Annotated in this window: 22 protein-coding genes; 5 read left to right on the top strand and 17 right to left on the bottom strand. The window is 62.1% G+C overall.

The window, feature by feature from the left end:
• Nucleotides 1-44 precede the first annotated feature (44 nt).
• Both KW842_RS24010 and KW842_RS24005 read right to left on the bottom strand, forming a co-directional pair.
• The gene (locus KW842_RS24010; protein WP_218306648.1) at nucleotides 45-1,289 is read right to left on the bottom strand and encodes an acetylornithine/succinyldiaminopimelate transaminase; all 1,245 of its coding nucleotides are present in this window, start codon (nucleotides 1,287-1,289) and stop codon (nucleotides 45-47) included.
• Nucleotides 1,290-1,417: 128 nt separating this feature from the next.
• Entirely contained in the window at nucleotides 1,418-2,356 is a 939-nt protein-coding gene (locus KW842_RS24005; protein ID WP_218306647.1) for a GlxA family transcriptional regulator, read from the bottom strand.
• A 79-nt stretch (nucleotides 2,357-2,435) separates the two neighbouring features.
• Here KW842_RS24005 and KW842_RS24000 point away from each other — a divergent pair, with 79 nt between their 5' ends.
• From KW842_RS24000 to KW842_RS23990, 3 genes are all read left to right on the top strand, one after another.
• Nucleotides 2,436-2,897 carry a MarR family winged helix-turn-helix transcriptional regulator gene (locus KW842_RS24000; protein ID WP_218306646.1) on the top strand — a complete coding sequence of 154 codons (462 nt, stop codon included), beginning with the start codon at nucleotides 2,436-2,438 and terminating at the stop codon, nucleotides 2,895-2,897.
• Nucleotides 2,898-2,916: 19 nt separating this feature from the next.
• Nucleotides 2,917-3,198: a hypothetical protein gene (locus KW842_RS23995; RefSeq protein ID WP_218306645.1), complete on the top strand. Its 282-nt coding sequence runs from the start codon at nucleotides 2,917-2,919 to the stop codon at nucleotides 3,196-3,198.
• Nucleotides 3,199-3,287: 89 nt separating this feature from the next.
• Nucleotides 3,288-4,124 carry an HDOD domain-containing protein gene (locus KW842_RS23990; RefSeq protein ID WP_218306644.1) on the top strand — a complete coding sequence of 279 codons (837 nt, stop codon included), beginning with the start codon at nucleotides 3,288-3,290 and terminating at the stop codon, nucleotides 4,122-4,124.
• Between the two features lie 132 nt (nucleotides 4,125-4,256).
• Here KW842_RS23990 and KW842_RS23985 read toward each other — a convergent pair whose 3' ends face one another.
• The 7 genes from KW842_RS23985 to queA form a co-directional block, all read right to left on the bottom strand.
• Nucleotides 4,257-4,874, bottom strand: coding sequence for a glutathione S-transferase family protein (locus KW842_RS23985; protein ID WP_218306643.1), 618 nt, complete (start codon nucleotides 4,872-4,874; stop codon nucleotides 4,257-4,259).
• A 64-nt stretch (nucleotides 4,875-4,938) separates the two neighbouring features.
• Complete coding sequence (locus KW842_RS23980) at nucleotides 4,939-5,634, bottom strand: YafY family protein (RefSeq protein ID WP_218306642.1); 696 nt, start codon at nucleotides 5,632-5,634, stop codon at nucleotides 4,939-4,941.
• Between the two features lie 59 nt (nucleotides 5,635-5,693).
• Nucleotides 5,694-6,716 carry a protein translocase subunit SecF gene (gene secF, locus KW842_RS23975; RefSeq protein WP_218306641.1) on the bottom strand — a complete coding sequence of 341 codons (1,023 nt, stop codon included), beginning with the start codon at nucleotides 6,714-6,716 and terminating at the stop codon, nucleotides 5,694-5,696.
• 12 nt (nucleotides 6,717-6,728) lie between these two features.
• Entirely contained in the window at nucleotides 6,729-8,597 is a 1,869-nt protein-coding gene (gene secD, locus KW842_RS23970) for a protein translocase subunit SecD (protein WP_218306640.1), read from the bottom strand.
• A gap of 59 nt (nucleotides 8,598-8,656) precedes the next feature.
• Nucleotides 8,657-8,992 carry a preprotein translocase subunit YajC gene (gene yajC, locus KW842_RS23965; RefSeq protein WP_218306639.1) on the bottom strand — a complete coding sequence of 112 codons (336 nt, stop codon included), beginning with the start codon at nucleotides 8,990-8,992 and terminating at the stop codon, nucleotides 8,657-8,659.
• 73 nt (nucleotides 8,993-9,065) lie between these two features.
• Nucleotides 9,066-10,205: a tRNA guanosine(34) transglycosylase Tgt gene (tgt, locus tag KW842_RS23960; protein WP_218306638.1), complete on the bottom strand. Its 1,140-nt coding sequence runs from the start codon at nucleotides 10,203-10,205 to the stop codon at nucleotides 9,066-9,068.
• 3 nt (nucleotides 10,206-10,208) lie between these two features.
• The gene (gene queA / locus KW842_RS23955) at nucleotides 10,209-11,234 is read right to left on the bottom strand and encodes a tRNA preQ1(34) S-adenosylmethionine ribosyltransferase-isomerase QueA (RefSeq protein WP_218306637.1); all 1,026 of its coding nucleotides are present in this window, start codon (nucleotides 11,232-11,234) and stop codon (nucleotides 10,209-10,211) included.
• A gap of 70 nt (nucleotides 11,235-11,304) precedes the next feature.
• On the opposite strand from queA, the gene recG reads away from it, so the two are divergent.
• Nucleotides 11,305-13,371, top strand: coding sequence for an ATP-dependent DNA helicase RecG (gene recG, locus KW842_RS23950; protein ID WP_218306636.1), 2,067 nt, complete (start codon nucleotides 11,305-11,307; stop codon nucleotides 13,369-13,371).
• A 112-nt stretch (nucleotides 13,372-13,483) separates the two neighbouring features.
• On the opposite strand, the gene KW842_RS23945 is transcribed toward recG, so the two are convergent.
• The 6 genes from KW842_RS23945 to KW842_RS23920 all read right to left on the bottom strand — a co-directional run bounded on the left by KW842_RS23945 (nucleotide 13,484) and on the right by KW842_RS23920 (nucleotide 19,921).
• Entirely contained in the window at nucleotides 13,484-14,695 is a 1,212-nt protein-coding gene (locus tag KW842_RS23945) for an MFS transporter (RefSeq protein ID WP_218306635.1), read from the bottom strand.
• Nucleotides 14,696-14,756: 61 nt separating this feature from the next.
• Complete coding sequence (locus KW842_RS23940; RefSeq protein ID WP_218306634.1) at nucleotides 14,757-15,752, bottom strand: Gfo/Idh/MocA family protein; 996 nt, start codon at nucleotides 15,750-15,752, stop codon at nucleotides 14,757-14,759.
• 49 nt (nucleotides 15,753-15,801) lie between these two features.
• A complete protein-coding gene (locus KW842_RS23935) occupies nucleotides 15,802-16,599 on the bottom strand; it encodes a DUF3025 domain-containing protein (RefSeq protein ID WP_218306633.1) in 798 nt (265 codons plus the stop codon).
• A 3-nt stretch (nucleotides 16,600-16,602) separates the two neighbouring features.
• Nucleotides 16,603-17,655, bottom strand: a complete 1,053-nt coding sequence (gene pyrC, locus KW842_RS23930) for a dihydroorotase (protein ID WP_218306632.1) — start codon at nucleotides 17,653-17,655, stop codon at nucleotides 16,603-16,605.
• A gap of 92 nt (nucleotides 17,656-17,747) precedes the next feature.
• A complete protein-coding gene (locus KW842_RS23925; protein ID WP_218306631.1) occupies nucleotides 17,748-19,196 on the bottom strand; it encodes an amidohydrolase family protein in 1,449 nt (482 codons plus the stop codon).
• On the bottom strand, nucleotides 19,196-19,921 hold the full coding sequence (locus tag KW842_RS23920; RefSeq protein WP_218306630.1) for an amino acid ABC transporter ATP-binding protein: 726 nt from the start codon (nucleotides 19,919-19,921) through the stop codon (nucleotides 19,196-19,198). The genes KW842_RS23925 and KW842_RS23920 overlap by 1 nt, the downstream gene beginning before the upstream one ends.
• A 209-nt stretch (nucleotides 19,922-20,130) precedes the next feature.
• On the opposite strand from KW842_RS23920, the gene KW842_RS23915 reads away from it, so the two are divergent.
• A complete protein-coding gene (locus KW842_RS23915) occupies nucleotides 20,131-21,369 on the top strand; it encodes a dicarboxylate/amino acid:cation symporter (RefSeq protein ID WP_218306629.1) in 1,239 nt (412 codons plus the stop codon).
• 108 nt (nucleotides 21,370-21,477) lie between these two features.
• On the opposite strand, the gene KW842_RS23910 is transcribed toward KW842_RS23915, so the two are convergent.
• The gene (locus KW842_RS23910; RefSeq protein ID WP_218306628.1) at nucleotides 21,478-21,678 is read right to left on the bottom strand and encodes a hypothetical protein; all 201 of its coding nucleotides are present in this window, start codon (nucleotides 21,676-21,678) and stop codon (nucleotides 21,478-21,480) included.
• Complete coding sequence (locus KW842_RS23905; protein ID WP_218306627.1) at nucleotides 21,675-22,064, bottom strand: hypothetical protein; 390 nt, start codon at nucleotides 22,062-22,064, stop codon at nucleotides 21,675-21,677. Before KW842_RS23905 ends, KW842_RS23910 begins: the two co-directional genes overlap by 4 nt.
• Nucleotides 22,065-22,070: the final 6 nt, after the last annotated feature.

The following is a 22,070-nucleotide window of genomic DNA, read 5'->3' as shown; positions in this document are numbered from 1 at the left end:
CGGGCCAAGGAAAACGGCGGAGCCAGGTCCGCCGTGCTGCTGTATTAAGCCGCTTTCAGCAGGCCATCCAGCGACAGGCGCAGGATGCGGTCGGCTTCGGCGATCTGCTCGTCGGTGACGATCAGCGCTGGCGCCAGGCGCACCACGTCCATGCCGGCGATCAGCACCATCAGGCCGTTGCCTTCGGCAGCCTTCTGGATATCCTTTGAGCGGCCTTTCCAAGCATCGGTCACCACCACGCCCAGCAGCAGGCCGGCGCCGCGCACTTGCGTGAACACCTGCGGATAATCGGCCACCAGTTTTTCCAGGGTCGAACGCAGCTTGTTGCCAGCTTCTTTGACGCGCGCCAGGAAGGCTGGCTGGTTGATGGTTTCCAGCACGGTCAGCGCGATGGTCGCGGCCATCGGGTTGCCGCCGTAGGTGGTGCCGTGCGAGCCGACGCTCAGCGTGGCGCCCAGTTCGTGGGTAGTCAGCATGGCCGCGACCGGGAAGCCGTTGCCCAGCGCCTTGGCCGAGGTCAGGATGTCCGGCACGATGCCATAGCTCATGTAGTGGAACAGTTCGCCGGTGCGGCCCATGCCGGACTGCACTTCGTCGAAGATCAGCAGGGCGCCGGTCTTGTTGCACAGGTCGCGCAGCTCTTGCAGGAAGGCTTTGTCGCCCGGCACCACGCCGCCCTCGCCTTGCAGCGGCTCAACGATCACCGCGCACACGTCATCGCCGATGGCGGCGCGCGCCGATGCGATGTCGTTGTAGGTGATGTGGTCGATCGATGGTGGCAGCGGCTCGAAGCCTTCGGTGTATTTCGACTGGCCGCCCACCGACACGGTGAACAGCGTACGGCCGTGGAACGACTGATAGCACGAAATGATGCGCGACTTATGCGCGCCGAACTTGGTGTGCGCATGCTTGCGCGCCAGCTTCAGCGCCGCTTCATTGGCTTCGGCGCCGGAGTTGCAGAAGAAGGCGCGGTCGGCGAAGGTCGCTTCGGTCAGCGCCAGGCCCAGGCGCAGCACTGGCTCGTTGGTGTAGCCGTTACCCAGGTGCCACAGGGTATTCGCCTGGCGGGTCATGGCTTCGACCAGGATAGGGTTGCAGTGGCCCAGCGCGTTGACGGCGATGCCGGAGGTGAAGTCGAGGTAATGCTTGCCAGCCTGGTCCCACAGGTCCAGGCCCGAGCCTCGGACCGGAACCATCGCTGCCGGTGCATACGTCGGCACCAGAACCTCGTCGAACGTCTGACGGGTTACAGGACGGTTGAGAGCGGTCGTATCTACTTTGGCATTCATGGCATTCCCTATCAAGATGTGGGTCATGCGCGGCACAACGCCGCGTGGACTCATTGTAAAAGCGGGGATGCTAAAGTTCTTTTCAAATGGCGACAAGAATTTTTACTTTTGGCCGCAAAGTAAACTTATCAGGACTGTAATTTACGCTGGCGCTCTTCGCGTGGGGTGTTGCCGAACAGCGCGCCGAAGGCGGTCGAGAAGTGCGAGCCGGACGAGAAGCCGCACATCAGACCCACTTGTACGATCGAATGGTTGGTTTCAAGCAATAGCTGTCGTGCACGCTGCAAGCGCAGCTCCAGGTAGTAGCGCGACGGCAGGCTGCCCAGGTATTGCTTGAACAGCCGCTCCAGCTGGCGGCGCGACAGGCCAACCAGATTGGCGATGTCGTCGGTCGACAGCGGCTCCTCGATATTGGTTTCCATTAGCGTCACGGCTTCCGACAGGCGCGGCTGCAAGGCGCCGAAACGGGCTTGCAGCGCCACCCGCTGCCGTTCCTCCGGGCCGCGCACCCGCTCGATACACAGGCTTTCCTTGACCGTGGCCTGCACGCCGGCGCCGAATAGCTGCTCGATCAGCGTCAGCGCGAAGTCGATGGAGGCAGCGCCGCCGCAGCAGCTCAGGTGCGGGCCGTCCAGCTCAAACAGGTGCGGGGTCAGAATGGCGCGTTCGGTGATGTCTTCGGTGTCGGCGTACAGCGCCCATGGCAAGGCGATGCGCACGCCCGCCATCAGTCCCGCCTTGGCCAGCCACAGCACGCCGGCGCCGACACCGCCCCAATACTCGGCCGAACGGCAGCGGGCGATGACGGCGCGCGCCTGCTCGGCCGGCAGCGGCGACTGTTGTTCATCCGCCACCAGCAAGGCGATGTGCCAGCCCGGTTGCGCCAGTACCACCTGCGCCGGGGTCATGGTCTGCAATTGCAGCGCCTCGCGCCCCAGTTGCGCGGCGGCCAGACGCAGCGGCTGCACCAGTCCTGCCCAGGTAATGGCGTCCGCCTCGCCCGCATTGATCAGCAACAGGCGCAAAGGCTGCTGCTGGGCGAGGCTGGATAAATTTGCAAAGGACATCAGCGATTCGTGCTTTCTTGTAGTTGCGCATAGTGTACCCCGCCGGAAAGCCTGATGCGAAGCGGCTATAATCACGCCTATGGGTGAACGCTACTTGAAAAGCATCCGGCTACTGGCCGAATGCATGCAAGCTTACGAACGGCTCTCCGGCGAATACGTGCGCAGGAGCGGCCTGACGCACGCCCAGTTCGACATTATCGCCACGCTGGGCAACACCCCCGGCATGTCGTATAAGGAGCTGGGCGACAAGACACTGATCACCAAGGGCACCCTGACCGGGGTGATCGAGCGGCTGGAGCAAAAAGGCCTGGTGGAACGTCAGCGCAGCGACTGCGACAAGCGTTCCTTCTTTGTGCGGCTGACCCCGGAGGGCGAGCGGACATTTTGCACCGTGTTCCCGGAAGTCATCTCGCAAAGCGGCAAAGTGTTCAAGGATTACACCGGGGACGACTTTGCCAGGCTGGAAGCCACCCTGTCCGAGTTGAAACATGTGATCATGGCCGGCCAGACCGGCTGCCGCGCCACCCGCGAATGCGACTAAAAATACCAAGGATACAGATTTGAAAACCTCTCTGCTGGATGGCATTAAGCCTGCCAAATTCGACAAACACATTATCGGCAACCTGCTGCTGGACGTTGCGCCTGCGGATGAAGTGCGCCAGGAAGCACTGATCGTCGGCGTGCGCAACGCTGATGGCGAAATCTACCGCCTGATCGGCGCCTCCACCCACAACAGCTTCATGAACGCGGTCGAAGAACTGTTCGACCTGGGCCTGACCGATGAGCTGCAGGAAACCGATGAACCTGTAGAAGGCTGCGACGCCATCTTCAGCGAGCAATAACCATTTATGCTTGTTGGCTGAAAAAGACGTCTTAAAAAGTAATATCTGGAAAAGTTCTCTCAAGCAATATTCCGGGTATAATTTTTGTAATGGACAGACTCGACGCCTTCAAGCACATCGCTGCTCAAGCGAGCCGGGGAGAACTGACGTTCCCGGCCAACGTCAACGCCTCGCTGCGCTTGCAGCAGGCGCTGAACAATCCCGATTGCCACGTTGAAGAAGCCGCCAGGCTGATCCAGGCCGATCCCCTGCTGGCCGCGCGCAGCGTCGCCATTGCCAACTCGGTCGCCTACAACCGTTCCGGAACTGAAATCTCCAGCGTGCGCGCCGCCGTGCAGCGCCTGGGCGTGCGCACCCTGCAATCGCTGGTGGCGGCGCTGATCGTGCGCCAGATTGGCAGCCAGGTCAGCGATCCGGTCCTGTCGGCCAAGATCAACCAGCTGTGGGAACACACCGCCCATGTGGCGGCGCTGTCCCAGGTGATCGCCCGCCGGGTGACCCATGTCGATCCCGACACGGCGCTATTTGCCGGCATCATGCATGAAGTTGCCGGCTTCTACATGCTATCCCAGGCCAGCGACTACCCGCAGGTGATGGAGGGCGAGCCGGAGGACTGGGTCGAACACGGTGAAATCGCGATCGGCCGTGGCGTCATGGCCCATCTGGGCGTGCCGGACGGCGTGGTCAAGGCGATCGAATCGATGTGGGTAGGCTTGCGCGCACTGCCGCCGGAAACCATGGGTGACACGCTGCTGCTGGCCAACGACCTGTCGCCGGTACATTCGCCGCTGTACCAGCGCCCCGGCGCCACCACGCTGCAAGGCGCGCGCACCATCGATTTCGTTGTCGGTGAAGGCACGCTGAACGCCATCATGAGCGAGTCCGCGCACGAGGTGCAATCGCTGTACGCGGTGCTGATGCTGTAAATAAAAAAAAGCCCGCTGGGCAGCGGGCAAAGTCCAAAACTAGGGATCTCCTCCAGAGGAGACGCTTTAAGCATACCCCGCCTGCCCTTTGCGCTCTGTGCGCCATTTCACATAACAGTGTTGTTTTTGCAATTACCAAACCGGCTCAGTCTGCTTCCAGGCGTTTAGCTCCTGCACGCGCGACAGCCAGGCCATCAGTTTTGGATAGTGACGCACCGGCAGATGAGCCTGCTCGATATACGTCAGCGAGGGAGCAATCGCCAGGTCGGCCAGCGTCAGCTGCTCCCCTACCAGCCAGTCGCGCCCAGCCAGATGCTGCTCCAGCACGGCGGCGAACTGTGCGATCTGGCGGCTGGCGCGCTCGATCTCCGCCGCATCCGGCCCGCCATTGCCGCTCAGGCCTTTCCAGATATTTTCGTAGACCAGCGCGCCCATCGGCGGCGCGAAATGCTGGACGCCCCATAGCATCCAGCGATTGATGTCGGCGCGCGCCAGGATCTGGTCTGGATACAGCGTTTGCCCATGCGTGCGGTCAGCCAGATATTGCATGATGGCGCCGGATTCCCACAGCGTGAATTCGCCGTCCTGCAGCACTGGCAGCTTGCTGTTGGGATTGAGCGCGACCAGACGGCGGCGGTCTTCCTGGCTCATCAGGTTGACCTCGGTCAGTTCCAGCGGCGTGCCCATGTGGATGGCGGCCAGCATCACGCGGCGCGAACAGGTGGAAGCAGGATGGTAGTACAAGCGCATGGTCATTCTCCGATGAAGGGGGTGTTGAGGCCTTCATCGTAGAACGGCGCCGCGACAGTTTTTGTCAGGAGTCTTCGCGGATATTGTGCTCGGCGCGCCAGGTCTTCAGCAGGTCGCCGCGCCGCGCCGGATAGCGCTCGCCGATCGACTCCACCGCAACGATGCGGTCGATACGAAAATGGCGGAACGCCATGCGCAGCTCGCACCACGCCGCCAGCAGGCGGCAGCCTTCGAGGAAGGCCAGTGCGAACGGCCACACCACCCGTTCCGACGGCGCGCCATGCTCGTCGCGGTAATCCATGCGCAAGCGGTGCTGATAGCGGATCGCTTCCCGTACCGGGCGGACGTGGATGTCGGTGGCATCGGACTGGTCCTGGCCGATCGGCACCCACAAGCTGGTTTCGGCCATATCGTCGCGCAGGTCTTTCGGTGTGGCGGCAGCGATCTTGGCGAGGGCGTTGTTGGCGGCGGCGGCCAGTCCCTGGTCGCCCTGCCGGCGCACCCAGCGCGCACCCAGCACCAGCGCCTCCAGCTCATCGGCGCCGAACATCAGCGGCGGCAGGAAGAAGCCGGTCTTGAGCATGTAGCCGACACCGGCCTCGCCCTCCAGCGGCGCCCCCAGGCCGCACAGGGTCTGGATGTCGCGGTAGATGGTGCGCTCCGATACGCCCAGCTGTTCGGCCAGGCGCGCGGCAGTGACGGGACGGCGATAGCCGCGCATGGCGTCCATCAGCATAAACAGGCGGCCAGTACGGCTCATTCTTGTCTCCCCTATGAAAAATCCCTCCGCGAGGGAGGGATTCGTGTGATTGAGATGACTTAGACGACTGCGCCGTCGGTCTCATCTTTCGGCTTGATCGGCTTGATCAGGTCTTCGCGCTTCACGCCCAGCCACATGGCGACGGCGGCGGCCACGAACACCGACGAGTAGATACCGAAGCAGATACCGATGGTCAGCGCCATGGCGAAGTAGTGCAGCGTAGGACCGCCCAGGAACAGCATCGACAGCACCATCATCTGCGTGCAGCCGTGGGTGATGATGGTACGCGAGATGGTCGAGGTGATCGCGTTGTCGATCACCTCGTGCACGGTCGCCGAGCGCTGCTTGCGGAAGTTTTCGCGGATACGGTCGAAAATAACCACCGACTCATTCACCGAGTAGCCCAGCACCGCCAGGATACCGGCCAGCACGGTCAGCGAGAATTCCCACTGGAAGAAGGCGAAGAAGCCCAGAATGATCACCACGTCGTGCAGGTTGGCGATAATCGCCGCCACCGCGTATTTCCATTCGAAGCGGATCGCCAGGTAAATCATCACGCCGATAATCACCATCACCAGCGCGTTCAGACCATTCTGCTTGAGCTCGTCGCCGACCTGCGGGCCGACGAATTCCACTTTTTGCAGGCCGACCAGCTCGCTGCCGGCAGCGTCCGAGCAGGACTGCTTGACCACGTGCTCGCCCTTGGCGGTCACGGTGTCGATCTGCTGCATGCTGCCGCTTTCGGCCTTGCACAGCGCGTCATAAACCTTGGCCGAGGCGTCTTTCGAGGTGATGCCCTTGATCACCGGCAGACGCAGCATGACGTCGTGCGCGGTGCCGAAGCCGGTGGCTTCAGGCTGCTCGTAGCCGATCGATTCCAGCGTGTGGCGGATCTTTTCCAGATTCGCCGCCTGCTTGTATTTCAGCTCCATCACGGTGCCGCCGGTGAACTCCACCGACAGGTGCAGGCCACGGTGCAGCAGGAAGAACACGGCCGCGACGAAGGTCAACGCCGAAACGACGTTGAACACCAGCGCGTGGCGCATGAACGGGATGTCTTTTTTAATGCGGAAAAATTCCATGTTCAGCCCCTGTTATTTCTGACCTGGTACCCAGACGGTACCAATGGCGATCGATTGCAGTTTCTTCTTGCGGCCATACCAGAGGTTGACCACACCGCGCGAGACAAACACGGCGGAGAACATCGAGGTCAGAATACCCAGCGTGTGCACCACGGCGAAGCCGCGGATCGGACCGGAACCGAACACCCACAGCGCCACACCGACGATCAGCGTGGTGACGTTGGAGTCGATAATGGTGGCCCAGGCGCGGTCGAAGCCGGCGGAGATGGCCTGCTGCGGCGAAGCGCCGGCGCGCAGCTCTTCTCGCACCCGTTCGTTAATCAGCACGTTCGAGTCAATCGCCATACCCAGCGCCAGCGCGATAGCGGCCATGCCCGGCAAGGTCAGCGTGACCTGCATCAGCGACAGGATGGCCAGCAGGAACAGCAGGTTGCAGGCCAGCGCGAATACGCTGAAGAAGCCGAACATCATGTAGTAGATGATCATGAAGATCGCGATCGCGGCAAAGCCGTACACGGTCGAGTGAATACCTTTGCTGATATTCTCCGCACCCAGCGCAGGGCCGATGGTGCGTTCTTCGATCACGTCCATCGGCGCCGACAGCGCGCCGGAGCGCAGCAGCAGCGCCAGTTCGGTCGAGTTTTCCATGCTGCCCATGCCGGTGATCTGGAAGCTGCTGCCCAGTTCCTGCTGGATGGTGGCTACCGACAGCACTTCGCCCGGTTTGCCCTTTTTCTCGAACAGCACGATGGCCATGCGCTTGCCGACGCGGTCACGGGTTGCGTCGCGCATGCGGCGGCCGCCGTCGCCGTTCAGGTCAATGCTGACCGCAGGCTGGTTGTTCTGGTCCGAACGGGCCATGGCGCTGGAGATGTAATCACCAGTCAGCACCACGTCCTTGCTCAGGATGACCGGCACGCCTTTACCAACGGTGAACAGCTCCGAGTTGAACGGCACGGCAGCCGACAGTTCGGTGCCCGGCGTGACCGACTCGTCGACCATGCGCACTTCCAGCGTCGCGGTGCGGCCGATCACGGCGCGTGCACGCGCCACGTCCTGCACGCCTGGCAGCTGGACCACGATGCGGTCCGGGCCTTGCTGCTGGATGATAGGTTCCGCCACGCCCAGTTCGTTAACCCGCTTGGACAGGGTGGAGATGTTCTGCTTGACGCCATCATCGATGGTTTGCTTCAGCGCGGCCGGTTTGAGGCTCATCACCGTTTTCAGTTCGCTGCCAGCGCCAGAATCGACAAACTGCAGATCGGCCATGGTGCCGTTCAGTACATCCTTGGCTTTCTGACGGGTGGCGTCGTCGCGGAATTTGATTTCCACGGTATTGCCGACTTTGTCGATGCCGGCGTGGCGCACGTTCTTGTCGCGCAGCGAAGAACGGGCGGCCGTCTGCATGCCCTGCACACGCTTGGTCAGCACGCCTTCGGCGTCCACCTGCATCAGGAAGTGCACGCCGCCGCGCAAGTCGAGGCCGAGGTACATCGGCAGCGCGTGCAGGCTTTGCATCCACTTCGGCGTATCCGCCTGCAGGTTCAGCGCCACCAGATAAGTAGGATCCTCAGGATCGGTGTTCAGGCCTTTTTCCAGCACCGACTTGGCGTGGAACTGGGTGTCCGGCGTATCGAAGCGCACGCGCACCGAAGCGTAATTGCCGGTGCCGTCATAGGCGATGCCATTGTTGGCGATGCCGGCCTTGGTCAGCACATCGGCTACCTTGGCGGTCATGTCCGAGGTCATCTTGACCGTCGACTTACCGCTGGTCACCTGCACTGCCGGCGATTCACCGAAGTAGTTGGGCACGGTGTACAGCGCGCCCAGCAGGATGGCGACGGCGATAAGGATGTATTTCCAGACTGGATAACGATTCATATAGCTCTAACGTTCAATGTAGACGTCAAAAGGCCCGCGCATGCGCGGGCCCATGAGAATTACAGGCTTTTCAGCGTGCCGTTCGGCAGCACCGTGGTGATCGAGTTCTTTTGCACCACCAGTTCCGCGCCGCTGGAGATTTCCAGGGTCACGTAAGCGTCGGAGATCTTGATGATCTTGCCCAGCACGCCGCCGGCGGTAACGACTTCCGCGCCCTTGGTCAGTGCTTCCATCATGGCCTTCTGTTCCTTGGCACGCTTCTGCTGAGGACGAATCATCAGGAAGTACATGGCCACGAACATCAGAATCAGGAAACCATACTGGCCCAGGAAGCCGGTCGAGCCCAGCACGTCGGTGGTGGATTGGGCGTAAGCGTTGGAAATGAAGAAGGACACTGGTGACTCCGATATCTATAGTTTGAAAAAACAGCGCTGTATTCTAGCACTGGCCGGAAGGCGTGCAGGACTTTTAGACCCCGCGCGCGCGATCCGCATGGAATTGCTGTACCCAGGCCGGGAAACGGTCTGCGTCCAGGGCGTCGCGCATCTGCTGCATGATGTCCAGGTAGTAGTGCAGATTGTGAATGGTATTCAGGCGCGCGCCGAGGATTTCCTGGGTGCGGTTCAGGTGGTGCAGATAGGCGCGCGAGAAGTTCTTGCAGGCGTAGCACGAGCAGGTGCTGTCGTACGGTTCCTTGTCATCCTTGTAACGCGCGTTCTTGATCTTGATGTCGCCGTAGCGGGTGAAGATCCAGCCGTTGCGGGCATTCCGGGTCGGCATCACACAGTCGAACATATCGACACCGTGGGAAACGCCTTGCACCAGGTCTTCCGGCGTGCCGACGCCCATCAGGTAGTGCGGCTTGTTGGCCGGCAGTTTCGGGCCGACGTGTTGCAAAATACGCATCATGTCTTCTTTCGGCTCGCCGACCGACAGGCCGCCGATGGCCAGACCGGGGAAGTCGATTTCTTCCAGGCCGGCCAGCGATTCATCGCGCAGGTTCTCGAACATGCCCCCCTGGACGATGCCGAACAGCGCGTTCGGGTTCCCGCCACGGTGGAATTCGTCATGCGAGCGCTGCGCCCAGCGCAGCGACATGCGCATCGACTTGGCCGCCTCGTCCAGCGTGGCCGGGCGGTTGTTGATTTCATACGGTGTGCATTCATCGAACTGCATCACGATGTCCGAGTTCAGCACACGCTGGATCTGCATCGACACTTCCGGCGACAGGAACAGCTTGTCGCCATTGATCGGCGAATTGAAGTGCACGCCCTCTTCGGTAATCTTGCGCATCGCACCCAGCGAAAACACCTGGAAACCGCCGGAGTCGGTCAGGATAGGCTTGTCCCAGGCCATGAAGTCATGCAGGCCGCCGAACTTGGCCATCACGTCATTGCCCGGACGCAGCCACAGGTGGAAGGTGTTCCCCAGGATGATCTGGGCGTTGATTTCCTTCAGTTCCAGCGGCGACATCGCCTTCACCGAGCCGTAGGTGCCGACTGGCATGAAGATCGGCGTTTGCACCACGCCATGGTTCAGCTTGACCTCGCCACGGCGGGCCTTGGTCACGCCGGTGGTATCGGTTTTATGTAATGTAAATTCCAGCATTGCTTATTCCTTGTTCTGCGTCGTCAGCAGCATGGCGTCGCCATAGCTGAAGAAGCGGTATTCATTCGCGATCGCGTGGGCATAGGCCTTGCGGATCTCTTCAAAACCGGCGAAGGCCGACACCAGCATCAGCAGCGTCGACTTGGGCAGGTGGAAATTGGTAATCAGCCGCGTCACCGTCTTGAATCTATAGCCCGGTGTGATGAACAGCGCCGTATCTGCGCTGCCCGCTTCCAGCTGGCCGCTTTGCGAGGCCGACTCCAGCGCGCGCAGCGAGGTCGTGCCGACGGCCACTACATCACGGCCGGCGGAACGCGCGGCGCGTACCGCATCCACGGTTTCCTGCGGCATGGTGTACCACTCGGTGTGCATCTGGTGATCGGCCAGGTTCTCATGGCGCACCGGCTGGAAGGTGCCGGCCCCGACGTGCAGCGTGACATAGGCGAAGTTGACGCCCTTGGCCTTCAGCTTCTCCAGCAGCGCCTCATCAAAGTGCAGGCCGGCAGTCGGCGCGGCAACCGCGCCCGGCACCTTGTTGAACACGGTCTGGTAACGGGTTTCATCGAACGAGTCGGCGTCGTGCTCGATATATGGCGGCAGCGGCAGACGGCCATGCGCTTCGATCAGGTCGAACACGTCGGCGTCGAAATGCAGCGTGAAGAACTCGCCGGCACGCTCGCCGACCGTCACGTCGAATGCATCGGCCAGGCGCAGCTTGGTGCCCGCCAGCGGCGAACGCGAAGCGCGCACCTGTGCCAGCACGGTGCGGTTATCCAGCACGCGCTCGACCAGCGCCTCGACCTTGCCGCCGCTTTCCTTCATGCCGAAGAAGCGCGCCTTCAGCACACGGGTATTGTTCATCACCAGCAGGTCACCGGCTTGCAGCAGTTCGACGATATCGGCGAACTGGCGGTCGATAATCTGCTCGCCGTCCAGGTGCAGCAGACGGGAGGCACTGCGGTCTGGCAGCGGGAATTGCGCAATACGCTCTTGCGGCAAGTTAAAATCGAAATCGGAAAGCGAATACATTTGCGGACTCTGTTAACAAAAATACGGTAGGCCTTACAATATCGGCGGCCAACCCTCTATTTTACGCCATATGCCTGTTTCACCGTCTAAAACTGCTAAAAAAACCGTCAGCGCAGAGGCCAAACTGGCCAAACTGGGCTTGCACACCGATATGGACCTGGTGCTGCACCTGCCCATGCGCTACGAGGACGAAACCCAGGTAATCAGCATCGAGGAAGCCCGGCTGCATGGCGGCGACACCTCCCAAGTTGAGGGCGTTGTCGTCAAAAACGAGATCACCTACAAGCCCAGACGGCAACTATTGGTGCATATCAGCGATGGCAGCGGCGATTTGCAGCTGCGCTTCATGAATTTCTATGGCAGCCAGGTCAAGCAGCTGGCCGAAGGCACGCGGGTGCGGGCGCGCGGCGAACTGAAGCACGGCTTCTTCGGCGCCGAGATGGTGCACCCGGCGTATAAAGTTGTTAACGAAGGCGCGCCGCTGCCCACCTCGCTGACGCCCGTCTACCCGGCCGGTGAAGGCCTGTCGCAGCCGGTGCTGCGCAAAGCCATCGGCGACGCCATGAAGCGGGTCGACTGGACCGACACGCTGCCGGCCGACCTCCGCAAGCAATTGCAACTGTCCGAGCTGGAGCCGGCGGTGAAGCTGCTGCACTACCCGCCGCAGCAAGTGGACAACCACGCGCTGGCCGACCGCTCGCATCCGGCCTGGACGCGGGTCAAGTTTGACGAGCTGCTGGCGCAGCAGCTGTCGCTGAAACGCGCCCAGCGCGCGCGCCGCCTGAAAGGTTCGCCGGCGCTGAAGGTAATCGGCTCGCTGTCGGAACGCTTCCAGGCCGGCCTGCCGTTCAAGCTGACCGGGGCGCAGCAGAAAGTGCTGAACGAAATCCGCGCCGACCTGCGCCAGCCCTTCCCGATGCAGCGCCTGCTGCAAGGGGATGTGGGCAGCGGCAAGACCGTCGTGTCCGCGCTGGCCGCCGCGCAAGCCATCGACAGCGGCTATCAGGCCGCGCTGATGGCGCCGACCGAAATCCTGGCCGAACAGCACTTCCGCAAAATCGCCGCGTGGATGGCCCCTCTGGGCGTCAAGGTCGCGTGGCTCAGCGGCAGCCAGAAGAAAAAGGACAAGCAAGCCTCGTACGACATGATCGAATCCGGCGAAGCGCGGCTGGTGGTCGGCACGCACGCGCTGCTGCAGGAGGTGGTGACGTTCGAGAATCTCGGACTGGTGATCGTCGACGAACAGCACCGCTTCGGCGTCGGCCAGCGCCTGCTGCTGCGTAACAAGGGTGCCGAAGGCGCGGTGCCGCACCAGTTGATGATGTCGGCCACGCCGATCCCGCGCACGCTGGCGATGACTTACTACGCCGACCTGGAAGTATCGGTGATCGACGAATTGCCGCCGGGCCGCAGCCCGATTGTCACCCGCACCATCGACCAGAACCGCCGCGACGAAGTGATCGAACGGGTGCACGCGGCCGCGCAGGAAGGCCGCCAGGTGTACTGGGTCTGCCCACTGATTGAAGAATCGGAAGCGCTGCAACTGCAAACCGCCACCGACACCCACGCGCTGCTGGCCGAAGCCCTGCCCGACCTGAACATCGGCCTGGTGCACGGCCGCTTAAAGCCGGCGGAAAAGCAGGAAGTGATGGACGCCTTCATCGCCAACCAGATGCAGGTGCTGGTGGCGACCACGGTGATTGAAGTCGGCGTCGACGTGCCGAATGCTTCGCTGATGGTAATCGAACATGCCGAGCGCTTCGGCCTGTCGCAGCTGCACCAGCTACGCGGCCGCGTGGGACGGGGTTCGGCGGCGTCGGTATGCCTGCTGCTGTACCAAAGCCCGCTGGGCCAGATCGCCAAGCAGCGCCTGATGACGATGCGCGAAACCACCGACGGCTTCGAAATCGCCCGCCGCGATCTGGAGATACGCGGCCCCGGCGAATTCCTCGGCGCGCGCCAGTCCGGCCAGGCCATGCTGCGCTTCGCGGATCTGGAAACCGATAGCTGGCTGGTCGATCAGGCGCGCGACGTCGCCCACGACCTGCTGCACGCCAACAGCCCGGAAAAAGCCGCCACCGTCGAAGCCCACCTGGCCCGCTGGCTCGGCGGCCGCGAAGAATTCCTCAAAGTCTAAAAGCAGAGGTAAATGCGGTTGGCAAGGTCCACCACAAAGTCTGGCTGAAGGTAAGCCGCGAACACCAGCGCCAGCACGATGGCGAAGGCGGCGCGTAGCAGCCAGGTTTTCATCACGCCGCCTGCGCGCGCACCAGCGGGCGCTCGCTGATCGGCAGGTTGATCACGCCCGCCATCACACCCAGCGCAATCGCAATCCCCCACACGATGTCATAGCTGCCGGTGCTCGAATACAAATAGCCGCCCAGCCACACACCCAGGAAGCTGCCCAGCTGGTGCGAGAAGAACACCATCCCCGCCAGCATCGACATATGCTTGACGCCAAACACGCCGGCAATGATGCCATTGGTGAGCGGCACCGTGGACAGCCACAGCACGCCCATCGCCGCCGCAAACAGATACACCGACAGCGGCATCAACGGCGCCAGCAGGAACAGCGTGATCACCACCGAACGCGCAAAGTAAATCGTCGACAGCAGATAGCGCTTGGGGAAGCGCCCGCCCAGCTTGCCCGCATAATAGGAGCCGAAGATATTGAACAAGCCTATCAGCGCCAGCGCCATCACCGCCACGCCCGGATCACCGATCCCCTTGTCCTTCAGATAGGCCGGCAGGTGCACGCCGATGAACACCACCTGGAAACCGCACACAAAATAGCCCGCCACCAGGAACAGGAAAGAGCGGTTGCCCAGCGCCTCGCTGGCCGCCTCGCGGATGCTTTGCTGCGGGCCCTGCGCATGCGTCACCGCCGGCTCGCGCAGGTAGAAGGCCATGGGCACCATCAGCAGCACAATCAAGGCGCCCAGGATGTAGAAGGCATTCTGCCAGCCGACTGCGGAAATCAGTTGCTGCTCGACCGGCATCATCATGAACTGGCCGAAGGAACTGGCCGCGCCGGAAATCCCAAACGCCCACGAGCGTTTGTCCGCAGGCGCCACGCGGCCGATGATGCCGCTGACCGCGCCAAACGCGGTGCACGCCAGGCCCAGCCCCACCAGCACGCCGGTGCCCAGCACGAATAGCGTCGGCTGCGTCACCATCGCCATCCACACCAGGCCGGCGGCATAGCAGACCGCGCCGACCAGCACCACGCGCATGGTGCCGAAGCGGTCCGCCGCCATGCCGGCGAACGGGCCGAACGCGCCCCACATCAGATTCTGCATGGCCTGCGCCAGCGAGTAAGTCTCGCGCGTCCAGCCGTTGGCTTGAGAGATCGGCTGCATCCAGAAGCCGAAGCCGTGCCGCACGCCCATCGCCAGCGTCAGTACGACGCCGGTGGCCAGCAGCACGGTTTTGAGTGTTGGTGCGCGGTGTGCGACGAACATGGTGTTATCCCCGTTATTAAAATCATATCCGGGGATTGTAACCAGTTCGCGCCGACCTTGCTTAAGCGTCGGCCGGGTAGCGCAGGCCGATCTGCGCGCGGATCTCGTCCAGCGTGCCCATGATGGACAGCGTCTCGGCGTGCGGCATCACCGGGCTTTCGATCAGGCCGGCGCGGATGCAGCGGCCTACTTCCTGCGCCTCGTGCGTGTAGCCGTTGCCGCTTTTCGGTAGCGTCACCACGCGTTCGCTGCGCGAAGCACCATCCACCAGCGTCACGGTGAAGCTGTCGGCGTTGTGGAAACGGTCATGCAGGCGCACAAAGCCCTTGGTGCCGGAGATGGTCAGCTCGGTCGGCGTGCGTGAACGCAGGCTGCACGCGCATGAAGACACGCCGCCGCCTTCGTGCTTGAGGGTAAACGCGGTCTGCATGTCGACGCCGGTGGCGGTCATCTCCGCCTGCGCTTTCACGCCGGTGACCGCCCCCAGGAAGAAGGATGACATCGACAGCGGATAAATGCCCAGATCCAGCAGCGCGCCGCCGCCCAGCTCCGGCGCGAACAGACGATGTTCGGGACCGACTTCCGCAGTAAAGCCGAAATCAGCGCTGACGTGGGCGGGCTTGCCGATCTCGCCGCTATCGACCACACGCTTGGCTTCCACGATGGCCGGCATGAAGCGGGTCCACATCGCCTCCATGACAAACAAGTTCCTGGCCCGCGCCAGATTGATGATGTCCTCGGCCTGGCGGCGGTTCATGGTGAACGATTTCTCCACCAGCACCGCCTTGCCGCCGTGCAGGCACATCAGCGCGTTCTCGTGGTGCATCGGATGCGGCGTGCCGATGTAGATGACATCCACCTCGGGATCATCCGCCAGCGCCTGGTAGCTGCCGTGGAAACGCGCGGCGCCATATTCCTGGCCAAATTTGGTAGCGCTATCTACAGTGCGCGAAGCAACGGCGGCCAGTTTTGCATCAGGCGTGTCACGCAAGGCCGTGGCGAAAGCCTTGGCGATTTTGCCCGTGCCCAGAATACCCCAGCGAATTACCTGCGTCATGGCGTGCTCTTTCTGCCGCATCGGCGGCGTGTTAGTTGATGTCGGAAATCTATTTTACTGCGCTTGCGCGTTTCGGCCGGAACACCGTTGCATCGGCATAAAACGCCTCGTCCTGCTGCGGCCACCAGCCCGGCACGCCCAGCGCCTGCATCGGCGTAAAGGACGAGGTGTCCAATTCCTGCTCCACCAGCGCGCGCGCGACCCGTTCATCGATCCACGCACGGCGGCCCGCATGGTTCAGCGCGAAGAAATCCTCGTCCGCCAGCACGATGCGCGTGTGCGCGGTAATGGCCTTGCGCGGCGCCACCAGCTTTTCCATCAGCGCGTGGCCAAACAGCCAGACCTGCGCATCCTCGTGCCACTGTGCGCGGCGTTGCAGGAATGCCTCCTGCCAGCGATGCTCGCGCAGCGCCTCGACCAGCGCGCGGCCGGCGTCATTGTCGCGCACCACCAGCAGCGCAGCATTTTCGTCGAAGATGGTGGCGGCGTCGCGTGCCGGCCCGCGTGACTTGCCCACGCCGTCCTGCGCAATCTGCGCCGCCTGCAAGGCGTTCAGCTGCACTTTGATGCGCGGGAACGTCAGCCATACCAGGCCGTTAAAGAAGTCGTGGAAATTGTCGCGCGTGGGCACGCAGCCGGTGGCGCCGATGTGTTCCTCGTAGGCGGTACCCTCCGGCAGATCTTCTTGCGGCACAAAGGAAATCGGCAAGTTCAGGTGATTGCGCAGGCCCATGGCGGCGGCCTGCTCGCAGAACTCATCGCGGAAGTGCGCATCCGCCGACAAACGCCCGGCCGCTCCGCGTACCGATTCGTACCAGGGACGCGACCAGTCGACTGTGTCCTGCACTGCTTACACCATTTTCCAGTTGATGGTTTCGCCGGCGTTGAGAGGGATTACCTGCTGGTCTGCCAGCGGCAATGCTTCCGGCAGCGTCCACTGCTCGCGCTTCAGCGTAATGGTGCCCTGGTTGACCGGCAGGTTGTAGAACGCAGGGCCATTCAGGCTGGCGAAGGCTTCCAGCTTGTCCAGCGCACCGGCGCGCTCGAAGGCTTCGGTGTACAGTTCCATGGCATGCAGCGCGGTGTAGCAGCCGGCGCAACCGCAGGCGGCTTCCTTGGCACCCTGGGCGTGCGGGGCCGAGTCGGTGCCGAGGAAGAAACGCTCGTCACCGCTGGTGGCAGCTGTCACCAGCGCCAGCCGGTGTTCTTCCCGCTTCAGCACCGGCAGACAGTAGTAGTGAGGACGGATGCCGCCCTTGAAGATGTCGTTGCGGTTGTACAGCAGGTGGTGCGCGGTGATGGTCGCGGCGATCGGGCCTTCGGCTTCCGCCACGTATTGCGCGGCGTGCTTGGTGGTGATGTGTTCGAACACGATGTTCAGCGCCGGGAAGTCACGGCGCAGCGGACGCATCACGCGCTCGATGAACACGGCTTCGCGGTCGAACAGGTCGATGTCCTGGTCGGTGACTTCGCCGTGGACCAGGAACGGCATGCCGACTTCCTGCATCTTCTCCAGCACCTTGTAGCAGTTGGACAGATCGGTCACGCCTGCGTCCGAATTGGTGGTGGCGCCGGCCGGGTACAGCTTGACCGCGTGCACGATGCCGCTTTCCTGCGCGCGCAGGATTTCGTCCGGCTGCGTGTTGTTGGTCAGGTACAGCGTCATCAGCGGCTCGAAGTCCATGCCTTGCGGCAGCGCGGCCATGATGCGTTCACGATAGGCGACAGCGGCGGCGGCGGTGGTCACCGGCGGTTTCAAATTTGGCATCACGATGGCGCGGCCGAACTGGCGCGCGCTGTGCGGCAGCACGCTGGCCAGCGTCGCGCCGTCGCGCAGATGCAGGTGCCAGTCGTCTGGGCGGGTGATGGTGATGCTGTCGGGAGTGTTTGCAAGGTCGGACATGGCGGCAGGCTTTCAGGCGATCAAATTCGAATAGCCGACATTTTACCTGCTTTGTGCCGGTGCAACGATTACCGGCACACACCATCACGTCGCTATTCCGCCTTGGTCTGCGCGGCCCAGGCTTTGGTGTCGGCCAGGATTTTGTCGAGGCGGGCACGGTCGTAGAGCTGGCCGTGGCTGATCACGCTGCGGATCTTGCGCGTGGCGCTGATATCCTGCAGCGGATTGGCGTCCAGCACCAGCACGTCGGCCGCCTTGCCAGCCTCTAGCGCGCCGTAGCGGTCCTGCTTGCCCAGGAAGCGCGGGCCGTTGATCACTGCCGTTTGCAGCGCCTGCGCCGGCGTCAGGCCATAGTTCACGTACAGGCCGATTTCGTCATGCAGCGCCTGGCCAGGATAATCATAGGAATTGAGGAAGCCCGCATCGGTGCCGGCGATAATGCTGACGCCTTCCTGCTGCAAAATCGGCAACAGCGAAGCCGACTTCTCGAATACCGCCTTGCGCTGCGCAATCGCCGCCGCATCGTCCTGCGCCGCGCGCTGCACGCGCCATTCGTAGGTGGCGCGCAGGCCTTTACCGATGTACTGCAAGGCCTCGTCGTGCGAGTGATCGTCCTGATCCAGATACGCCACCACCCGCGACACCGACAAGGTCGGCACCGCCGCCGTGCCCTTGGACGCCATATAGCGGAACGCGGAACGCGCGGTCGCCTCATCGTAAGTGGCCAGGCTCTGCTTGACGGCTTCCTTGCCGGTCAGCGTGCCAGCCGCCACCTGCGCGGTCAGTTCCTGCTCTTTCGGCGTGGCGGCGCGCAGCAGATAGGACTGATGCTCCACCGTGCCCAGACCGGCATCGAACATGGTCGCCAGCGTCAGCTGCACCGGGATATGGCCGGAGGTGCGCATGCCGCGCTGCCGGGCCTGGCGCAGCGCCTCCAGGTACATCTCCGGCTTGAGCGTGTTCTCGGTGATTTTGACGAAGTCCACGCCCTGTCCCTGCAGCTTGTCCAGCGCCTTGCTGATCTCTTCCGGCGTGCCGACTTCGATGGTGCCCTTCCACAGCGGCTTGTAGCCCTCCAGCTTGGCGCCCGAGGTGAAGATGGTCGGCCCTTCCAGCTGGCGCGCATTGATCTGCTGGCGCCATTGCAGCACCGTGTCCGGCAAATCGCCCGAGCAGTCGCGCACGCTGGTAATGCCATAGGCCAGATACAGCGGCAGCAGATGTTTGTTCTCATCGATCAGCGCCGGACCGCCGCCGAAGTGGACATGGGTATCCCACAGGCCCGGCATGACATACTTGCCCGGCAAGCTGATGGTCTGTTTGGCAGCGTAATTGGACAGCTGCCTGTCATCCACCACCGCCAGGATGGTGTCGCCCTTGAGCACCACCGACTTGCCAGTGACCGTTTTGCCGGCCGCCACGTCGATCAGGGTCGCCTTGGTCAGCACCAGATCGGCGGCGATTTTATCGGCTGCGTGCGCGGCGCTCAGCAGACCCAGCGCCAGCATCGCGCCACTTAATTGCTTAATAGAAATTTTCATCAGTGGATTATACGGGCAAGAAAATCGCGCGCACGCTCGCTACGCGGCGCCTGGAAGAATTCATCCTTGGGAGCATCCTCCAGAATCGCGCCCTGGTCCATGAACACCACCCGGTTGGCCACCTTGCGGGCGAAGCCCATTTCGTGGGTCACCACCATCATGGTCATGCCCTCCTGTGCCAGACCGACCATCACATCCAGCACCTCGTTGATCATTTCCGGGTCCAGCGCCGAGGTCGGCTCGTCAAACAGCATGGCAATCGGGTCCATGGACAGCGCCCGCGCGATCGCCACCCGCTGCTGCTGCCCGCCGGACAGCTGGCCGGGGAATTTATCCTGCTGCGCCAGCAGGCCGACCCGGTCCAGGTATTGCAAACCGCGCACGGTCGCCTCGTCCTGGCTGCGGCCCAGCACCTTGACCTGGCCCAGCGTCAGGTTGTCGCGCACCGATAAATGGGGAAACAGCTCAAAATTCTGGAATACCATGCCGATCCGCGCCCGCAACGCCGGCAGATCGGTGCTTTTATCGCCCACCGAGGTACCATCGACAATAATTTCGCCCTGCTGGAACGGTTCCAGCCCGTTGACGGTCTTAATCAGCGTGGACTTGCCGGAGCCGGAAGGGCCGCAAATCACCATCACATCGCCCTTGGCGACCTGGGTGCTGCACTCCTTGAGCACCTGGAATTGCCCGTACCACTTGCTGATATTTTTGATTTCGATCATAGGAAAATAGATTATTCGGTCTAGCCTGTAGCCGGGCCGGTACGCGCTTGACAGCGCCCCTGCCCACAAGGATACTGCGGAACTTGCCAATAGTTTCAGCAGCCGGCCCACTCAACACCGGCTGTCGCCTACGCTAAAAAGAACGCAGCGGCGGCCATCCTGCCCGCTGCGCAGGCCCAGAGAGACACTACCACAGGAAACCCAAAAATATGAACAAACAAAGCCGATTGACCACGTACATCCTGATTGGTCTCGCCATAGGCATTATTACCGGCTACGTGGCCAACAGCACCCTGGCCAATCCGACCGGCTTTGCCGACACCATGGCGCTGATCACCACGCTGTTCTTGCGCCTGATCAAGATGATCATCGCGCCGCTGGTGTTTTCCACGCTGGTGTGTGGCATTGCCAAGATGGGCGACGCTACGGCAGTCGGCCGCGTCGGCGTCAAGACGCTGGGCTGGTTCTTCATCGCTTCGGTGATGTCGCTGAGCCTTGGCCTGGTGCTGGTTAACATCTTCCGTCCAGGCGACGCGCTGCTGGGCCACATGGCCGCCACCGCCGCCAAGGTCGACCTGGCCACCTCCAGTCTGACGCTGAAGGACTTCGTCACCCACCTGGTGCCGTCGTCGATTGTCGACGGCATGGCCAAGAATGAAATCCTGCAAATCGTGATCTTCTCGCTGTTCTTCGGTTCGGCGGCGGCTGCGGTGGGCCCGAAAGCCAATGCGCTGATCGAGGCGCTGGACGGCGTTGCCCACGTGATGCTGAAAGTGACCGGCTACGTGATGCTGTTCGCACCATTTGCGGTGTTTGCTGCAGTGGCCGGCACCATCGCCAAGAGCGGCCTGGGCGTGCTGTCGACCTATGGCGTGTTCATGGCCGAGTTCTACTTCGGTATTGCGCTGCTGTGGGCGCTGCTGATCTTCATCGGCTTCCTGTTCCTCAAAGGCCGTGTCTTCGCGCTGATGAAGGAAATGCGCAGCCCGGCGCTGCTGGCGTTCTCGACCGCGTCGAGCGAAGCAGCCTATCCGAAAACACTGGAAGGCCTGGAGCGTTTCGGCGTGCGCAACCGCATCGCCTCGTTCGTGCTGCCGATCGGCTACTCGTTCAATCTGGACGGTTCGATGATGTACTGCACCTTCGCCACCGTGTTCATTGCACAGGCGTATGGCATTGAAATGTCGCTGGGCCAGCAGATGACCATGATGGCGGTGCTGATGCTGACCTCGAAAGGCATGGCCGGCGTGCCGCGCGCTTCGCTGGTGGTGATTGCCGCGACGCTGGGCCAGTTCAACATTCCGGAAGCCGGCATGCTGCTGCTGCTGGGCATCGACCACTTCCTCGACATGGCGCGTTCCGCGACCAACGTCATCGGCAACGGCATCGCCACCGCCGTGGTCGCCAAGTGGGAAGGCGAGATGGACCCGCCGAAAGAATCTGCCTAAGCAGAGACAGCAAAGCCACCGTTCGCGGTGGCTTTTTTTTGCATGTCGCCCTCGCGGACGCGGGGGAGCATATTCAGCATGGATTCCCACTTTCGCGGAATGACGGGTTCATAACCAGGTGCGCTTGCCCTCAGGCTTGGCGCCAATCTCCCTTAAGCGGCGCCGCAGGCGGAAGTTATCGCCGATCGTGGCAACCAGCGCCAGCAGGACGATGATGTTGAGCGCATCGCTGCCGAAAATCCTGAAAAACAGTGCAGCGCCGGCGGCGCACACCACGCCGGCCAGCAACAACATCAGACCATCTTTCATTTTGTCCTCCGTTTGTAAATTTCGGGATAATGCAGCAGCACACCGGGTAACCAGGAGCGATGCAGGTGATTCATCTGGGCGCGAAGTAGTACATCTGCAAGCGAGGTTCCGCCAGCCAGAGTACGCCCTGTCGCAACAGCGATACTGCCGATGACCGCGCCAACATAGTAAGAAGCGCTCATGGCCCAGATCGTCAGCAATTTTTCACCACGTATCCCTGCACCAATCATTTCCCTGATAGTTACCTTGGTGCCGAACTTCTCAATAAAGCCGACAAGCGTCATGGCCGAGCCAAGCGCAAGCTGAAGATTGCCATACAAGCTTTCTGGAGCAGGCAAACCTAAGGCATCCATGTTTTCTTTGAAGTATTTATAGAATTCAGACATACGTCC

Source organism: Duganella sp. sic0402 (genome assembly GCF_019219065.1).
Taxonomy (GTDB): domain Bacteria; phylum Pseudomonadota; class Gammaproteobacteria; order Burkholderiales; family Burkholderiaceae_D; genus Rugamonas.
Note: the sequence above shows the minus strand (reverse complement) of the source record. Positions and strands in the feature narration are given on the sequence as shown.

Excerpts from the sequence above, each read along its gene's own strand:
- KW842_RS23980 (WP_218306642.1), bottom strand. The coding sequence starts at position 5,634 with ATGAGCCGTACTGGCCGCCTGTTTATGCTGATGGACGCCATGCGCGGC.
- KW842_RS23940 (WP_218306634.1), bottom strand. The coding sequence starts at position 15,752 with ATGACGCAGGTAATTCGCTGGGGTATTCTGGGCACGGGCAAAATCGCC.
- KW842_RS23925 (WP_218306631.1), bottom strand. The coding sequence starts at position 19,196 with ATGAAAATTTCTATTAAGCAATTAAGTGGCGCGATGCTGGCGCTGGGT.
- KW842_RS23905 (WP_218306627.1), bottom strand. The coding sequence starts at position 22,064 with ATGTCTGAATTCTATAAATACTTCAAAGAAAACATGGATGCCTTAGGT.
- KW842_RS24010 (WP_218306648.1), bottom strand. The coding sequence starts at position 1,289 with ATGAATGCCAAAGTAGATACGACCGCTCTCAACCGTCCTGTAACCCGT.
- pyrC (WP_218306632.1), bottom strand. The coding sequence starts at position 17,655 with ATGTCCGACCTTGCAAACACTCCCGACAGCATCACCATCACCCGCCCA.
- secF (WP_218306641.1), bottom strand. The coding sequence starts at position 6,716 with ATGGAATTTTTCCGCATTAAAAAAGACATCCCGTTCATGCGCCACGCG.
- recG (WP_218306636.1), top strand. The coding sequence starts at position 11,305 with ATGCCTGTTTCACCGTCTAAAACTGCTAAAAAAACCGTCAGCGCAGAG.
- KW842_RS23915 (WP_218306629.1), top strand. The coding sequence starts at position 20,131 with ATGAACAAACAAAGCCGATTGACCACGTACATCCTGATTGGTCTCGCC.
- tgt (WP_218306638.1), bottom strand. The coding sequence starts at position 10,205 with ATGCTGGAATTTACATTACATAAAACCGATACCACCGGCGTGACCAAG.
- queA (WP_218306637.1), bottom strand. The coding sequence starts at position 11,234 with ATGTATTCGCTTTCCGATTTCGATTTTAACTTGCCGCAAGAGCGTATT.
- KW842_RS23920 (WP_218306630.1), bottom strand. The coding sequence starts at position 19,921 with ATGATCGAAATCAAAAATATCAGCAAGTGGTACGGGCAATTCCAGGTG.
- secD (WP_218306640.1), bottom strand. The coding sequence starts at position 8,597 with ATGAATCGTTATCCAGTCTGGAAATACATCCTTATCGCCGTCGCCATC.
- KW842_RS24000 (WP_218306646.1), top strand. The coding sequence starts at position 2,436 with ATGGGTGAACGCTACTTGAAAAGCATCCGGCTACTGGCCGAATGCATG.
- KW842_RS24005 (WP_218306647.1), bottom strand. The coding sequence starts at position 2,356 with ATGTCCTTTGCAAATTTATCCAGCCTCGCCCAGCAGCAGCCTTTGCGC.
- KW842_RS23985 (WP_218306643.1), bottom strand. The coding sequence starts at position 4,874 with ATGCGCTTGTACTACCATCCTGCTTCCACCTGTTCGCGCCGCGTGATG.
- KW842_RS23990 (WP_218306644.1), top strand. The coding sequence starts at position 3,288 with ATGGACAGACTCGACGCCTTCAAGCACATCGCTGCTCAAGCGAGCCGG.
- KW842_RS23910 (WP_218306628.1), bottom strand. The coding sequence starts at position 21,678 with ATGAAAGATGGTCTGATGTTGTTGCTGGCCGGCGTGGTGTGCGCCGCC.
- KW842_RS23945 (WP_218306635.1), bottom strand. The coding sequence starts at position 14,695 with ATGTTCGTCGCACACCGCGCACCAACACTCAAAACCGTGCTGCTGGCC.